The following is a 15,910-nucleotide window of genomic DNA, read 5'->3' as shown; positions in this document are numbered from 1 at the left end:
CCGAGGGCCGGCGCCCGGCCGGGCCCGCTCAGAGCAGGCGCCTGATCTCGCCGCGGGCCCGGTAGAAGCCGCCGTCACCCGACTCCAGCACCTCGGCGACCAGGTAGCGGGCGCCGGGCACCCGGATGTCCTTGGGGAACTGCACCCGCCGGGCGGGGTCGAAGCCCGCGCTGACCACCCGGATCCTGGTCCGGGCGCCCTCCTGGACGCACTCGACCTCCACGCCGCCGCCCGCCCCGGCCGCGGCCGCGCTGACGGTCTCCAGCTCCACGCCCGGCACCACCCGCTCCCAGCCGGCGGCCTTCACGTCCGCGGTCCGCGGCAGCCGACCGCCCTCGGCCGCGCGCACCGCCTCCTCGCTCGCGTCCAGGCAGGCCAGCGATCCGTCGGTGGTCACCAGGTAGAGCCGCCCGTCGCGGTACTGCATGCTGTACGCCGATCCGCAGCCGGTGCCGAGCTTCCACAGCCGGGTGCCGTCGGCGGCGAAGCAGTACACCGAGGAGTGGTTGTCACCCGCGAAGACGTACTTCCCGTCGGGCGAGGTGGCGCAGGAGAACACCGCCGCGTCGCACTTGTAGCGGGCGACGGTCGAGCCGTCGTCCTTGCGCAGCCGGTACACCCAGCCGCGGGAGGTGCCGGCGAAGACCTCGCCCGGCTCCTGCCAGCCGAACAGCACGGCGCCCTGGGTGTCGACCTGCCACAGCTCCTCGCCACCGCGCGTCGAGTAGCGGCCCACCCCGCGCGAGTGCCCGTGGTAGACGCCGTCCTCGTCGCAGCGGACCATCCAGCCCGAGCCGCCGGCGCCCTTGCGCCGCCACTGGAACTCGTCCTCGTGATCGACCGTGGTGATCCCGCCGGCGCCGTCGGAGACCCCGAGGACGCCGTCGTGGATGTCCAGCCAGTAGATGTCGACGTCGGCGGCGATCTCGTACGCCACCCGCGGGATCTTGCCGCCCAGGTCGTAGACCCGGCCGTCGTCGCAGCCCGCGTAGATCCAGTGGTCGTCGGCGACGATGCACTTCACGCCGTCCGGCAGCCCGTAGCGGCCGGTGACCTCACCGTCGTGGGTGAGGGTCCAGACGTCGCCGGACTCGTTGCCGACCCAGGCGTGCTCGTCGCCGACGAAGATCCCGAACGCGGCCGCGCCCGACTTGAACCGCCACAGCACGGGGGCCTGGCTGGCGCTCGACCGGGTACTGGTGATCGCCCGGCGGGTGACCGCCCGCTTCTGCCGCACCCCGCGCTGCGCCGGGGCGTACCCCTTGCGGACCTTCTCGCCGACCTTCTTGGCGGCGGCCGCGGCGGCCTTCTCGGGCGTGGCGTAGGCCGTCGTCCTGGCCTGGCCCGGCTCGCCGATCCGCCCGTAGGTGATGGTCAGTGCGGCGCCGGCCTGGCGTACCTCGTAGAACTTGTGGGCGCTGCCGCTGCCCTCGTCCTCGGACAGTTCCAGGTAGGTGACCTGCTCGTCGGAGGCGGGGGCGGTGGTGGCGGGGGCGGTGGTGGCGGACATCGGCGGTCCCTCCCGGGGAGTCGGCAAGAAGGCTGTCGCGGGGGTGGCGGGCGGCCGGGGCGGCGTACGGCCGGTGGCCGGTGCCGGGGCGCGCGGCCGGGCGATCGGCGGGCCCGGCGGCGCCGTCCGTCGACAAAGGAGAACCTATTTGCCACCACCGACAGTTGACCCTCCGTCCCCGGCCCGGTCGCCGCCCTGACCGCGGCACGGGAGGTCAGAGCGCCGCGGCTGCCGGCCGCCCCGCCCGGCCGGTACGGCGGGCCAGCGGTGCCAGGGCGGCCAGCCAGAGCGCCGCACCGATCGTGATGAGGTCCAGGTCGGCCGCCATCAGCACGGTGCCGGCCAGCACCAGGACCGGGCTCCACACCGGAACCCGCCGGGCCCGGCCGGCCGCCAGGGTGACCAGCAGCGCCAGCAGGCCGAGGTGGAACAGCACCGGCCCGACCGTGTAGAAGGCCGGCAGGACGCCGGGGTGGCCCTGGATCTGGTCGAACAACCGGTTCTGCTCGGCCCGGTCGGCGGCCCTGGCCCCGACGTACAGGTCGATGACGCTCTGTCCGGCCGACGCCAGCAGTCCGGCGTAGGCCAGGCCCGACATCAGGTTGGCGGCCGCCCGGCCGGCCGGGCGGCGCGGGGCGACCAGCCGGCGCAGCTCGGCGAACACCGGGACGAAGAGCAGCAGTCCGGCGAGCAGGGCGGTGTGCCCGGCCGTCCAGCCGGGGCCGGGGGCACGGGACCCGGCCAGCAGCCGGATCCCGCCGTACAGTCCCAGCAGGGCCGGGGCGGCGATCGAAGCGACTCCGGTGGCACGGGCGTTGGTGGTGGCGGTCATGACGGGTTCCTCTCGGGGCGGTGTGGTCCGACACCGCAGAGCCTGCCTGCCGGCCCCCGGTCGGCGGATCGCCCGTACCGGCGAACCGGCCGCCTCCCCCGCACGGGTGAGGGTCACCCCTCGCCGGCGACCACCGCACCCGCCTCGTACGCGAACACCACCGCGTGCACCCGGTCACGCAGGTGCAGTTTGGCCAGCACGTTGCTGACGTGCGTCTTCACGGTGTGCTCGCTGACCACGAGTTCGGCGGCGATCTCCGCGTTGGACAGGCCGCGGGCGAGCAGCCGCAGGGTCTCCTGCTCGCGGGCGGTCAGCTGCTCCAGCAGCCGCGAGGGCGCCCGGGCGGCGGTGGTCGCCCCGGCGGGACGGCGGGCGGCGAACTCGCCGATCAGCCGGCGGGTGACCGAGGGGGCGAGCAGTGCCTCGCCGGAGGCGACCATCCGGACGCCGTGCGCGAGGTCGTCCCGGCGGACGTCCTTGAGCAGGAACCCGCTGGCCCCGGCGTAGAGGGCGTCGAAGACGTAGTCGTCGGCGTCGAAGGTGGTCAGCATGATCACCTTGGTCTCCGGGTACCGCGCGCAGACCTGCCGGGCCGCCTCCAGCCCGTCCATCACGGGCATCCGGACGTCCAGCAGCAGGACGTCCGGGCGGTGCGTCCGGACCGCCTCGACCGCCTGGGCGCCGTCCGCCGCCTCGGCCACCACCTCGATGTCCGGCTGGGCGTCCAGGATCATCCCGAACCCGGCCCGCACCAGCTCCTGGTCGTCGGCGACCACCACCCGAATCGGATCCATCGGTCCGTTCCCTCTCCGTCGTAGGTGTCCCGGGCCCGCTCAGGCCCGGCCCGCTCAGGCCCGGGCCCGCTCCACCAGCACCACGGCGCCCAGCGGCAACCGCGCGGTCACCAGGAAGCCGGTGCCGTCGGCGCGCGGCCCGGCCTCGGCCCGGCCGCCGCAGGCCGCGGCCCGCTCGCGGATGCCGACCAGGCCCCGGCCGCCCGACCAGTCGCTCACCGCCCGGTCCGCCCGCGGCCGGACGCCCTGGCCGTCGTCCGACACCAGCACCTCCAGCACCTCGCCCGCACCGGTGACCCGGACTTCGGCGGCGCCGGCGCCGGCGTGCTTGACCACGTTGGTCAGCGCCTCCTGCACGATCCGGAACGCGGTGGCCTCCACGTCCGCCGGCAGGGCGCGTTCGGGCCCGGGCAGCTCCAGCCGGACCCGCACGCCCGCCTCCCGGACCCGCTCGGCCACCGCCGCCAGTTCGGCCAGCCTCGGCTGCGGGGCGAGCTGCGGGCCGGCCCCGTCCTCCTTCAGGACGCCCAGAACCCGCCGGAGCTGGACCATCGCGTCCCGGCCGGAGTCGGCGATGGTGTCGAAGGTCCGGATCGCCCGCTCCGGGTCGGAGCGGACCACCACCGGGCCGGCCTCCGCCTGGACCACCATCAGGGAGACCGCGTGCGCCAGGATGTCGTGCATCTCCCGGGCGATCCGCCCGCGCTCCTCCGCGACCGCCCGGGCCGCGTCGCTGGCCGCCCGCAGCCCCACCTCGTGCGCGCGCTCCGCCTCCACCCGGGCCAGCCTGCGCAGTTCGCGCACCAGGGAGCCGAAGACGAAGGTGCCGATGGTGAGCAGCAGGCTGAACAGCATCCCGTCGGCCGAGTGGGTGCCGACGATGTTGGACACCACCAGGATCGCCAGCAGCAGCATCCGCTGCCACTCCCGGCCCCGGTCGGCGACGGTGTAGACGGCCAGGACGGCGTACACCGGGATCTGCGGCATCGACGAGTGCGCGGCCACCGACACCCCCACCGACACCAGCCCGCTGGCCGCGGCCACCGACATCGGGTGGCGGCGGCGCCAGGGCAGCGGAACGGCGGTACCGATCGCCAGCGCGTACACCCACCAGGGGCGGGCCACCTGGTCGTTCCACACCGACCAGAACGACACCGCGGCCGAGAACAGCGCCAGCAGGCTGTCCAGCACGTACGGGTTCACCCCGGCCAGGCGCCGCCGCTGCCCCGCAGTCCAACGGGCCACCCCGGCCGTCCAGTTCGCCACCACCGCGTCCACCCCTCCCCCGGGCGGGGGCCGGCCTCCCCCGTTCGGACGATCATGCCCTACCGGCGGGCGGCGCGCCCCGCCCTCAGGCATCGGCGACCGTCACGTCGCCGGTCTCCGTCCGGGCGGTGATCCGCCGGGCGGCGGCGTCGTCCCCGGCCACCCCGACCTTCACGTCGCCCGTCCGGGTCGCCGTCTCGACCGCGTAGCTGCCCTCCGCCGGCACCTGGACCCGGACGTCACCGGTCCGGGTGGTCGCCCGTACGCTCTCGGGCCCGGTGCTGAAGCTCACCGAGACGCCGCCGGTCCGTGCCTCCAGCCGGACCGTCCGCGAGGCCAGCGCACTCGCCGTCACGTCGCCCGTGCCGGTCCGCACGTCGACCTCGGCGCCGAGGCCGGACAGCGCCACCGAGCCCGTCTCGTTCTCCACCCGGAGAGCCGTCCCGGCCGGCACCTCGATGTCGTAGCCGACCCCGCAGTCCCCGTCCGGGCAGCGGTAGCCGAGGGTGAGCGTGCCGTCCGCCGTGGTGCGGGTGGTGACCGGCTCCGCCCCGCGGTACGTCCGGCGCTCGGTGACCCGTACGGCGGTCCCGCCACCGGTGACCCTGATGTCGCCGGTGTGGCCCTGGACCACCAGGGTCCGCACCGGGTCGGCGACGCCGTAGACCACCACCCGCTCCTGGTCGTCGTCGATCAGGCAGCCGCTCATCCCGCCCACCACGGCCGCCGTGATCGCCAGCTTCGACCCGACCCGTACCAGCACCCGTCGCTTCATGTGTCCCCCTCGGTCTCCCGGAGCGCCCCGGCTCCCGGGGCGGCGGCACCGAGCCTCCCCCGCCGGCCGCCGCCACCGGATCCCCCGCACGGGCGGTCTGCCCGCCTCCCCCGCACGAGGGACACCCGGCGCACCGGGGGCATGGGCCCGGGCGTACGACGAAGGGCCCGGAGGCTTGATGCCTCCGGGCCCTTCACCTGCAAGTAGCGGGGACAGGATTTGAACCTGCGACCTCTGGGTTATGAGCCCAGCGAGCTACCGAGCTGCTCCACCCCGCGTCGGTGAACACGACACTACGCGACATCGGGCCCAGCGACCAATCCATTTCCGCCGCCATGGGCCCGCGGCCCTCCCGCCGGCGGATACGATCACGCCGGCCGGCCCGGCCGCCCCGGCCGGGGCACCGGCGGCCGGCCCCGAGGCCCAGGAGAGCACCGTGGAACAACTGCCACCGGCCGAGTACCTGCGGACGCTTCCGCACGGCACCCTGTTCGCCACCGCCCATCTGACGGACGAGGAGCACAACCCGCTGCTGCTGCGCTCCGTCTACGACCCGGAGGAGTGGCAACTCGTCGGCGGCAACCTGGACTTCGGCGAGGACCCCTGGGGCTGCGTCCGGCGCGAGGCCCAGGAGGAGACCGGCCTCGCGCTCCCCGAGGAGCCGGGCGCACTGCTGGCCGTGATCTTCGGCCCGCCGTCCGGGCCCTGGCCGTTCAAGGTCGGGCTGGTCTTCGACGGCGGCACCCTGACCGGCCGTCGGATCGCCGAGATCCGGCTCGACCCCGAGGAGCACACCGAACTGCGCGTGCTGCCGCTGGCGCGGTGGCGACCGGTGCTGGCGCCGCGCCGCCGCTCGATCGTCGAGGCGGCGGCCGAGGCCCGCCGCACCGGCCGGACCGCCTACCTCCACCTCGGCGGGCCCGCCGCGACGTCCCACCCCGACAACGCGAAGGGCCCGGAGGCTTGAAGCCTCCGGGCCCTTCGACTGAGTAGCGGGGACAGGATTTGAACCTGCGACCTCTGGGTTATGAGCCCAGCGAGCTACCGAGCTGCTCCACCCCGCGTCGGTAGACACGACACTACGCGACATCCCACCCGGCACCTAATCGGCCCGTAGCGGCCTGCCGGGTGCGCAGCACGAACCGCGACCTCAGTCCTCGATGAAGCGCACCACGGCGTGCTCGGTGGTGCCCGCACCCGTCGGGTACGAGAAGTGCTCCCCCGTCTCGGACCACAGCAGCATCCTGGCCAGGTCCGAGTTGGGCGAGATCCGCACCGCCTCCGGGCTCGCCATCGAGGAGACGCTGTACAGCACGATCTCCGGATCGCCTTGGTGCTCCACCCCGACGAGCGACCCGGGCACCACCACGCCCACCCCGGTGAGCCTCGGATCGGGGGTCACCTCGTCCAGGTAGGCCCGCAGGAAGTCCCGGCGCTCCTCGTCGCGTGCCCGGGCCTGGTCCTGCCCGGCCCGTCGGGCGGCCAGCGCGGCCGCGTCCACCGCGACCACGACCTCGGCGGGAGCCCCGATGCGGTCCTCCAGGAAGTGCAGCTCCCGCTGTGCCCGCCGGTAGGCGTTCACCGAGACGGCGGTCACGGGGAAGGAGAACCTGGACGCGCGTCGGGCGGTCCGCGCCGCCGGTACCGGTCGGCCGGCCACCGGGGCGGTGGCAGCGGCAGGGCCGGTGGCAGCAGGCGGGGCAGCGGCAGGGCCGGTGGCAGCAGGCGGGGCAGCGGCAGGGCCGGTGGCAGCAGGCGGGGCGGCGGCGGCTGCCCGAACCGGCCCGGCGGCCGGCTCCGGCGGGAGCACCGGGCCGAGCCGCAGCACCCCGCGGCGGGCCCGCTCCCCCGGCAGGGGACCGCCCGCGGCAGCCGCCGCGGGGTCCGGAGCGGGGTCCGGAGCGGGTCGGACCACGGGCGCCGGCCCCCGGACGGACCCGGGCGCCCCTGCCGGAGCGGGTACCGCCCCGACTGCCGGCCGGGGCGCCGGGGGGACGGCGGGAGCGGGCGCGGGCAGCACTCGGGCAGCGGGCGCGGGAACAGCCCCGGGACCAGCCCCGCGGGCCCCTTCGGGCTCGATCCCGAGCCGGTCCAGCTCGGACCAGAGCGGCTCCAGAGCGCGGTCCGGATCCAGGAAGAACCGGCTTCCCCTGATCCGGACGAAGGTCCAGCCCACCCGCTCCAGCTCCCGCTGCCGGGCGGCGTCCTCGTCGGCGTTCCCCTCATGGTGGAAGGCGTCGCCGTCGCACTCCACCGCCAGCCGGCGGGTGCCGCCCTCGACCACCAGGTCGATCCTGAACCTGCCGGCCGGATACTGCGGCCGGACCCGGAACCGACGACCGCGCAGGGCCAGGAAGACCCGCTGCTCGAAGAGGCTGTCGAAGGCCTCGTGCCGGGTGTCGGGGGTGACGTCGTCCAGGCCGAGGCCGTCCTGCTCCTCGGCCGGGCGGGTGCAGTAGTCGAGGTAGCGGCGGCGCAGGTCGTTCGGCCCCAGGTCGGTGGAGACCACGCTGTGGAACAGCCAGATCTGGTCCCGGGCCCGGGACACGGCGACGTTGAGTCGCTGCTGCATCGCCTCACTGGCGAACGGACCGGGCCGGCGCGGACCGTCCGCGCCCGCCAGGCTGACGACCAGCCCGATGAAGACGATGTCGCGCTCGTCCCCCTGGAAGTCCTCGGCGTCGCCGACCCGGATCCGGCGCTGCTGCCGTTCGTCCACGGCGAGCCGTTCGACCAGCAGGTCCTCGATCTCCTGGCGCTGACCGCCGCCCAGCATGGTGATGACGCCCATGCTCCGGCCCCGGTACGCCGGGTCGGCGCAGCACCGCACGATCTCCTCCACCAGCCGCTCGGCCTCGGCCCGGTTGCGCTGCCGCTGGCCGGTGCCCTCGATGTACGCGCCGGGGACGTGGACGGTCCGGATCGGCGGCAGCCGGTCGGCGCCGTACTGCCGCAGCGGCTGCAGCTTGCCGTTGTAGGAGAGCTCGTTGGAGAACCCGATGATCTCCGGCATGCAGCGGAAGTGCTCCCGGAGCATCAGCCGGCCCCGGCCGCCGGCCAGGCCGCCGGCGATGTCGAAGAAGCTGGCCGTCGGGCTGAACAGGTTGCGCCGGGAGGCCGGCAGAGCGTCGAGTTGCCGGTTCTGCAGCTGGAACAGCTGTTCCTGGTCGACCCCGACGTTGGCCGGGCTGACCTGCTTGTCGTCCCCCACCACGACGATCTTCTTGCCGAGCCAGGCCAGCAGCAGGGCCTCCGGCCCGGACTGACTGGCCTCGTCGATGATCACCACGTCGAATCGCCCGGCCTCGTCCATCGGGACGGTCGCCGTCACCTGGTACAGCGGCATGATCCAGGCCGGCACCGCTCCCTGGCACTCCCGCAGGCTCTCCCTGGCCTGCGCCCGGTAGCGGTGCGCGTACTTGCCGGTGCCCTTCCCGAACCGGCCGACGCTCTGCTGGTACGAGGTGAGCGCGACCGTCTCCTGGTCCGTCAGACGCCGCAGGCAGCCGTACCAGGACCGGTCGGCCGCGAGCTTCTCCAGGGTGATCCGGATGTCGGCGTCCGCCTCGGCCAGCACCGCCCGCTGCTTCTCCTCGGCGGCCGGGTCGGTGAGGTCGCGCATCCGGGCCGACCAGGCGGACCAGGCCCACGCCTGCTCGACGTGCGCCAGCCGGCCGTCCCACCGCGGGTCACCGGGTCGCTCCGCGAGCTCCCGGGCCAGCGCCGGAAGCACGGACGCGACCGGGCCCCGGGCCTGTTCGAAGGCCTCCTTGAGGGCGAGCGAGCCGCGCAGGTCGTCGAGCTCGGCCGCGATGTCCCGGTACTGCGCGCTCTCCCGGGACCGGACGGCCGCGAGCAGTCGGCGCAGCGGTGCGTCCGCGGTGCCCGGGCGGTCGGCCCAGCCGACCAGGGTCTGCTCCAGCGCGGCCAGTTGCTGCCGCGGCAGTTCGGCGGCCCGCAGGGCGGCGCGGGCCCGTAGCGCGTCGCGCAGCGCGTCGCAGGTCGCGGGTTGATGCCAGGGCTTCACCGTCAGCACCGGCACCGCGGCCAGCGCGGCGACCAGTTCGGAGCGCCGCTCGGCCAGCTCGCCGAGCCGCCGCAGCGCCGCGGTCTGCGCCTCCAGTTCCGCGAGCCGGCGGGTGGGGGCCTGCCACGCCTGAGCACCGGCGCCCCATTCCCGCTCGACGTCCTGCAGGTGCCGCTCCAGGTTCACCCGGTGCAGGACGCGCGTGGCGCCCTCCACCGTGTCGGGGACGAGTCCGTCGATCCGGATCTTCTCCGGGAAATCCCCGACGACCTTCCGCAATCTGGTTCTGATGCCCAACGGGCCGCGCAGCCGCTCACCCGCCAGCAGGCCCTCCCGCAGCGCGGTGACCAGGGTCAGTGCCGTTGCGAGGTCATAGGCCTCCAGGCCGTCGACCCGGCCGCCGGCCAGCAGCCGGGCGGCCTCCCGGGCGCCCTCCAGGGCCTGGCCGGTCGACCGCCACCGCCCGCGCAGCTGCCAGTCCTGTCCGGTGAGCGCCTCCTCCAGCAGGGGTGCGGCCCATCCGGGTACAGCGCTCTCGGCCGCCGCCCGGGCCGCGGTGAACGCCTCCAGCGCCAGCGCGGCCGCGTCCTGGGCCCCGGGGGTCAGCCGGGAGGCCGACTCGTCGAGGGAGCCGGCCTCGCCGCCGCGCAGCAGGTCGAGGCCCTCCTGGGCGTCGCGGACGGCCAGCACGGCCTGTTCGAAGGCGGTCGGCCCGAGCAGTTCGGCCGGCCCCGGCAGCACGTCGACGGACTCGACGGCGGCGCGGTGCTCGCCGGTGTAGGCCCGGGCGGCCGCCAGCAGGGCGGACGCCGCGGCCGAGGTGATCCCCGGCCGGGCGGCGGGCACCGGCCCCAGCCAGCCGAGGCCCGGCTGGTCCTCGGCGAGCCGGCGGGCGATCTGCTGGAGGGTGCCCGCGTAGTCGCCGATGTCCGCGGGGTGCTGGTAGACCTCCTGCTCGCGGATCGCCCGCAGCGCGGTCAGGGCGAGCGCCTGGGTGGTCCGGGCCGAGCGCAGGCGCGTCTCGTTGCCGGCGATCCGCTGCAGGTACTCGCGCTCGTCGTACGTTCCCTGCCGCTCCAGGATGGCCTGGATGGATCCGCGCAGTTCCTGCTGGGCCACCAGGCCTTCGTCGGTGCGACTGACGCAGAGCTCCCGGATGCTCGCCGGCAGTTTCTCCTTCAGCACCTTGAGTGCCCGACCGGTATGACTGGTGATCAGCACCCGTTGTCCGTGCGCCAGCAGGTCGGTCACCAGGTTGGCGATCGTGTGGGTCTTGCCGGTGCCGGGCGGGCCCTGCACCACGACGAGCCGGTTGCCGCGCAGCCGCTCGGCGATGGTGCGCTGCTCCTCGTTGGAGGGCAGCGCGAAGTAGGTCTCGACCGGGCCGGCGGCGGCCGGCGACGGCCCCTCGCCGTCGGCCGGGGCGGTCAGCGCACCGTCCCCGGCGATGAAGTCGAGCAGTCCGGTGGGTTCGGCGCCCTGCTCGATCTGCCGGGCGATGCCTTGCAGGGCCTCGATGTTGGTACGCCGGCTGCGCTCGCGCAGGATGACGGCCGGCGCGAAGCTGACCACCGGCTGCCCGGTCGAGGCGGGCCGGTGCCGGACGCGCTGCGGCAGGTAGCTGCCGCGTTCGTGGGAGGCGATCGCCCAGGCCTCCAGGGCGCGGTGGATCAGCTCGATCCCCTCCGGCCCGCTCACGCTGCCCGCCTCGTCCAGCAGGCGCAGGATCGTCTCGCGAGGCTCGCTGCGGATCTTCTGCCCCGCGTCGAGCATGCTCTCCTCCAGCGCGGGGCCCGGAGCGTCCGGGTCGGCGGCGAGGAGCAGCCCGCCCGTCTTGGTGTCCAGTTCCAGCACCGCCCGGACCGAGAGCAGGTGCCGGCGGATCTGCTGCCCTTCGGCCTCCCAGGTCAGCAGGCCGAAGGAGAGCACGAGTTCGAAGCTCTCGCCCAGCGCCGTGACGTCCTCGTGGATCCGGTACAGCTGCTCGTACAGCTTCCCCACCGGGGCGTCGGCCCGCTTGCGGGCCGCCCAGTGGCTCCAGGTGCGTGACCAGTCCGTGTACTGCGCCTCCAGGCGCTGCCGGGACGGCAGGTCCCGGCGCAGGAGCGTCCTGGTCGCCGGCGAGGTTCCGCCGGGGGTGACGACCTCCTCCGGCACCTCGACGGAATCGCGCAGCGCCGGCGGCGCCGGCTGCCGGTGGTCGGTCAGGTCGGCGCCCTGGAGCCAGCGGCGGAGCTCCGGGTCCGGCAGGGGGCAGGGCCGGTTCTCCGGTCGTTCGACGCTCAGCCAGCCGGCCGCGGCGCTCTCCGGCGAGGTGTCGAGGAAGCTGAAGATCCGGGAGTCTCCCTGCGGCACCTCGGACAGCCAGAGCAGATGGCGGGCCGACTCGTCGAGGGAGCGGACGGGTTTGACCTTGCTCTCCCCCGCCTCGGCGAGATAGCGGAAGATCTGCCGGACTCTCAGCTTGTTCTCGCCGGAGGTCTCTGCGCCTGGGCTGGACAAGGTGCCTCACTCAACCATCGGGGCGGCCGTACGCGGAAGGGTTCGCGTGCCGTCGAGATCGTAGTTCCGCCGACTGCTCGGCCATGCCAACAGCCGCACGCTGAGACCAGGTTGAGACCGGGGAACCCCCACCGGTCAATAAGTATGAAAAGCATTCAGATTTGGGGCGCACCCGCACCGGTCTCCTGCCGACAGCCGGAAACGCCGCAGGGCGGCCACCCCCGAGGGGGCGGCCGCCCTGCGGCGTACCTGGTACGGACTGTCAGCCGGTGTACGGGCCGTAGTCGTAGTCGTCCAGCGGGACGGCCTGGCCGGAGCCGGCGCCGAAGGGCGACAGGTCGTAGTCGTCGTAGCCGACGGCCGAGTACATCGCGGCCTTGGCCTCTTCGGTCGGCTCGACCCGGATGTTGCGGTAGCGGGGCAGACCCGTACCGGCCGGGATGAGCTTACCGAGGATGACGTTCTCCTTGAGGCCCAGCAGCGGGTCCGACTTGGCGTGGATCGCCGCGTCGGTGAGGACCCGGGTCGTCTCCTGGAAGGAGGCGGCCGACAGCCAGGACTCGGTGGCCAGCGAGGCCTTGGTGATACCCATCAGCTGCGGACGGCCGGAGGCCGGGTGGCCGCCTTCCGAGACCACGCGACGGTTCTCCTGCTCGAAGCGGCCGCGCTCGACGAGCTCGCCCGGGAGCAGCTCGGCGTCGCCCGACTCGATGATCGTCACGCGGCGGAGCATCTGCCGGATGATGATCTCGATGTGCTTGTCGTGGATCGACACACCCTGCGAGTTGTAGACCTTCTGGACCTCGGCGACCAGGTGGATCTGGACGGCACGCTGGCCCATGATCCGCAGCACGTCGTGCGGGTTGGTGGCACCCATGGTCAGCTTCTGGCCGACCTCGACCGCCTGGCCCTCGCTGACGAGCAGCTTCACACGCTTGGAGACCGGGTAGGCGATCTCGTCGGTGCCGTCGTCCGGCGTGACGACCAGCTTGCGGGTCTTCTCGGTGTCCTCGATGCGGACCCGGCCCTGCGCCTCCGAGATCGGGGCCACACCCTTGGGGGTACGAGCCTCGAAGAGCTCGACGACACGGGGCAGACCCTGCGTGATGTCGTCACCGGCCACACCACCGGTGTGGAAGGTACGCATGGTCAGCTGGGTACCGGGCTCACCGATGGACTGGGCGGCGATGATGCCGACCGCCTCACCGATGTCGACCAGCTTGCCGGTGGCCAGCGAGCGACCGTAGCAGAAGGCACAGGTGCCGACGGCCGACTCACAGGTCAGGATCGAGCGGGTCTTGACCTCGCTGATGCCGTGGCGGATCAGCTCGTCGATCAGCACGTCACCGAGGTCGGTGTTGGCGGTGGCAAGGAGCTTGCCGTCCACCGTGATGTCCTCGGCGAGCATGCGGGCGTAGACGCTGGTCTCGACGTCGTCCGTCTTGCGCAGGACGCCGTTCTCGACCGTGCCGATCGCCAGCTTGAGGCCGCGCTCGGTGCCGCAGTCCTCCTCGCGGATGATGACGTCCTGGGAGACGTCGACCAGACGACGGGTGAGGTAGCCGGAGTCCGCGGTACGCAGAGCGGTGTCGGCCAGACCCTTACGGGCACCGTGGGTGGAGATGAAGTACTCGAGGACGGTGAGGCCCTCACGGAACGACGCCTTGATGGGACGGGCGATCGTCTCGTTCTTCGCGTTCGACACCAGACCACGCATACCGGCGATCTGACGCATCTGCATCATGTTTCCTCGAGCACCGGAGTCCACCATCATGAAGATGGGGTTGGTCTTCTCGAAGTTGGCGTTCATCGCCTCGGCGACCTCGTTGGTCGCACGGGTCCAGATGCCGATGAGCTCCTGCTTGCGCTCGTCGTTGGTGATCAGACCGCGCTCGTACTGCTTCTGGATCTTCTCGGCCTGCGCTTCGTAGCCCTCGAGGATCTGGGCCTTCTGCGGCGGGACGACGACGTCCGAGATCGAGACGGTGACACCCGAGCGGGTGGCCCAGTGGAAGCCGGCCGCCTTCAGGTTGTCCAGGGTCGCCGCGACGACGACCTTGGGGTAGCGCTCCGCCAGGTCGTTGACGATCGCGGAGAGCTGCTTCTTGCCCACCTCGTAGTCGACGAACGGGTAGTCCTCGGGCAGCAGCTCGTTGAAGAGCGCGCGGCCCAGGGTGGTCTTCAGGCGGAAGGACTCGCCCTCGAACCAGCTCGGCGTGCCGTCCTCGTCGACCGGCGGGGTCCAGCCACGGGGCGGGACGGTGCCGATCGGCAGGCGGACGTCGATGACGGCCTGGACGTCCAGCTCCTTGGCGTCGAAGGCCATGACGGCCTCGGCGGTGGAGGAGAAGGCACGGCCGCCGCCCTTGACGACGTCACGGTCGGACGTCAGGAAGAACAGGCCGAGCACCATGTCCTGGGTCGGCATGGTGACGGGGCGACCGTCGGCCGGCTTCAGGATGTTGTTCGAGGACAGCATCAGGATGCGGGCCTCGGCCTGCGCCTCCGCGGAGAGCGGCAGGTGGACGGCCATCTGGTCACCGTCGAAGTCCGCGTTGAACGCGGTGCAGACGAGCGGGTGGATCTGGATGGCCTTGCCCTCGACCAGCTGGGGCTCGAAGGCCTGGATGCCGAGGCGGTGCAGGGTGGGTGCACGGTTCAGCAGCACCGGGTGCTCGGCGATGACCTCTTCGAGGACGTCCCAGACGACCGGGCGGGCGCGCTCGACCATGCGCTTGGCCGACTTGATGTTCTGCGCGTGGTTGAGGTCCACCAGGCGCTTCATCACGAACGGCTTGAAGAGCTCCAGCGCCATGGCCTTCGGCAGACCGCACTGGTGCAGCTTGAGCTGCGGGCCGACGACGATGACCGAACGGGCCGAGTAGTCGACTCGCTTGCCGAGGAGGTTCTGGCGGAAACGACCCTGCTTGCCCTTCAGCATGTCGCTGAGGGACTTCAGGGGCCGGTTGCCCGGGCCGGTGACCGGACGGCCGCGACGACCGTTGTCGAACAGCGCGTCGACGGCCTCCTGGAGCATGCGCTTCTCGTTGTTCACGATGATCTCGGGGGCACCGAGGTCGAGCAGGCGCTTCAGGCGGTTGTTGCGGTTGATCACGCGGCGGTACAGGTCGTTCAGGTCGGAGGTCGCGAAGCGGCCACCGTCCAGCTGCACCATCGGACGCAGGTCCGGCGGGATGACCGGGACGCAGTCCAGCACCATGCCGTTGGGCTTGTTGGTGGTCTGCAGGAACGCGGAGACGACCTTGAGGCGCTTGAGCGCACGGGTCTTCTTCTGGCCCTTGCCGGTGCGGATGATCTCGCGCAGGCGCTCGGACTCCTCGGCCAGGTCGAAGGTCTCGAGACGGTCCTTGAGGGCCGCCGCGCCCATCGAGCCGGAGAAGTAGGTGCCGAAGCGGTCGCGCAGCTCGCGGTAGAGCAGCTCGTCGCCCTCGAGGTCCTGGACCTTGAGGTTCTTGAAGCGGGCCCAGACCTCGTCCAGACGGTCCAGCTCGCGCTGCGCACGGTCGCGCAGCTGCTTCATCTCGCGCTCGGCACCCTCGCGCACCTTGCGGCGCACGTCGGCCTTGGCGCCCTCGGCCTCGAGCTCGGCCAGGTCGGTCTCGGCCTTCTTGGCACGGGCCTCGAGGTCGGAGTCGCGGCGGTTCTCGATCTGCTGGCGCTCGACCGAGACGTGCGCCTCCAGGGACGGGAGGTCGCGCTGGCGACGCTCGTCGTCCACCCAGGTGATCATGTAGGCGGCGAAGTAGATGACCTTCTCGAGGTCCTTCGGCGCCAGGTCGAGCAGGTAGCCGAGGCGGCTGGGGACACCCTTGAAGTACCAGATGTGGGTGACCGGCGCGGCCAGCTCGATGTGGCCCATCCGCTCACGACGCACCTTGGCGCGAGTGACCTCGACGCCACAGCGCTCACAGATGATGCCCTTGAAGCGGACGCGCTTGTACTTGCCGCAGTAGCACTCCCAGTCCCGGGTGGGGCCGAAGATCTTCTCGCAGAAGAGCCCGTCCTTTTCCGGCTTCAGGGTGCGGTAGTTGATGGTCTCCGGCTTCTTGACCTCGCCGTGCGACCACTGGCGGATGTCGTCGGCGGTCGCGAGGCCGATGCGGAGCTCGTCGAAGAAGTTGACGTCAAGCACTGGTCGTCAAGCCCTCTTTCGTAAGTCGAAAGTCGTTCATCTGGTCTGAGG

8 protein-coding genes and 2 tRNA genes are annotated in these 15,910 nt (G+C 72.8%); 1 reads left to right on the top strand and 9 read right to left on the bottom strand.

The genetic code is table 11. The features are described 5' to 3' along the window. Nucleotides 1-28 precede the first annotated feature (28 nt). The 6 genes from OG689_RS24190 to OG689_RS24165 all read right to left on the bottom strand — a co-directional run bounded on the left by OG689_RS24190 (nucleotide 29) and on the right by OG689_RS24165 (nucleotide 5,455). Entirely contained in the window at nucleotides 29-1,510 is a 1,482-nt protein-coding gene (locus OG689_RS24190) for a WGR domain-containing protein (protein ID WP_266322994.1), read from the bottom strand. 214 nt (nucleotides 1,511-1,724) lie between these two features. Further along, nucleotides 1,725-2,342, bottom strand: coding sequence for a hypothetical protein (locus OG689_RS24185; protein WP_266322993.1), 618 nt, complete (start codon nucleotides 2,340-2,342; stop codon nucleotides 1,725-1,727). A gap of 113 nt (nucleotides 2,343-2,455) precedes the next feature. Next, entirely contained in the window at nucleotides 2,456-3,136 is a 681-nt protein-coding gene (locus tag OG689_RS24180) for a response regulator transcription factor (protein ID WP_266322992.1), read from the bottom strand. A 54-nt stretch (nucleotides 3,137-3,190) separates the two neighbouring features. Continuing rightward, the gene (locus OG689_RS24175; RefSeq protein WP_266322991.1) at nucleotides 3,191-4,414 is read right to left on the bottom strand and encodes a sensor histidine kinase; all 1,224 of its coding nucleotides are present in this window, start codon (nucleotides 4,412-4,414) and stop codon (nucleotides 3,191-3,193) included. A 73-nt stretch (nucleotides 4,415-4,487) separates the two neighbouring features. Beyond that, complete coding sequence (locus tag OG689_RS24170; protein ID WP_266322990.1) at nucleotides 4,488-5,177, bottom strand: DUF4097 family beta strand repeat-containing protein; 690 nt, start codon at nucleotides 5,175-5,177, stop codon at nucleotides 4,488-4,490. Between the two features lie 204 nt (nucleotides 5,178-5,381). Continuing rightward, nucleotides 5,382-5,455, bottom strand: a tRNA-Met gene (locus OG689_RS24165). 158 nt (nucleotides 5,456-5,613) lie between these two features. Here OG689_RS24165 and OG689_RS24160 point away from each other — a divergent pair. Beyond that, a complete protein-coding gene (locus OG689_RS24160) occupies nucleotides 5,614-6,144 on the top strand; it encodes an NUDIX hydrolase (protein WP_266322989.1) in 531 nt (176 codons plus the stop codon). A gap of 23 nt (nucleotides 6,145-6,167) precedes the next feature. Here the strand turns inward: OG689_RS24160 and OG689_RS24155 are convergent. The 3 genes from OG689_RS24155 to OG689_RS24145 form a co-directional block, all read right to left on the bottom strand. Continuing rightward, nucleotides 6,168-6,241 (bottom strand) — tRNA-Met (locus tag OG689_RS24155). Between the two features lie 86 nt (nucleotides 6,242-6,327). After that, the gene (locus tag OG689_RS24150; RefSeq protein WP_266322988.1) at nucleotides 6,328-11,706 is read right to left on the bottom strand and encodes an AAA domain-containing protein; all 5,379 of its coding nucleotides are present in this window, start codon (nucleotides 11,704-11,706) and stop codon (nucleotides 6,328-6,330) included. Between the two features lie 262 nt (nucleotides 11,707-11,968). Continuing rightward, the gene (locus OG689_RS24145; protein WP_266322987.1) at nucleotides 11,969-15,859 is read right to left on the bottom strand and encodes a DNA-directed RNA polymerase subunit beta'; all 3,891 of its coding nucleotides are present in this window, start codon (nucleotides 15,857-15,859) and stop codon (nucleotides 11,969-11,971) included. Between the last annotated feature and the right edge of the window lie 51 nt (nucleotides 15,860-15,910).

Origin of the sequence: Kitasatospora sp. NBC_00240, assembly GCF_026342405.1 — a bacterium.
Classification (GTDB): Bacteria; Actinomycetota; Actinomycetes; order Streptomycetales; family Streptomycetaceae; genus Kitasatospora.
Note: the sequence above shows the minus strand (reverse complement) of the source record. Positions and strands in the feature narration are given on the sequence as shown.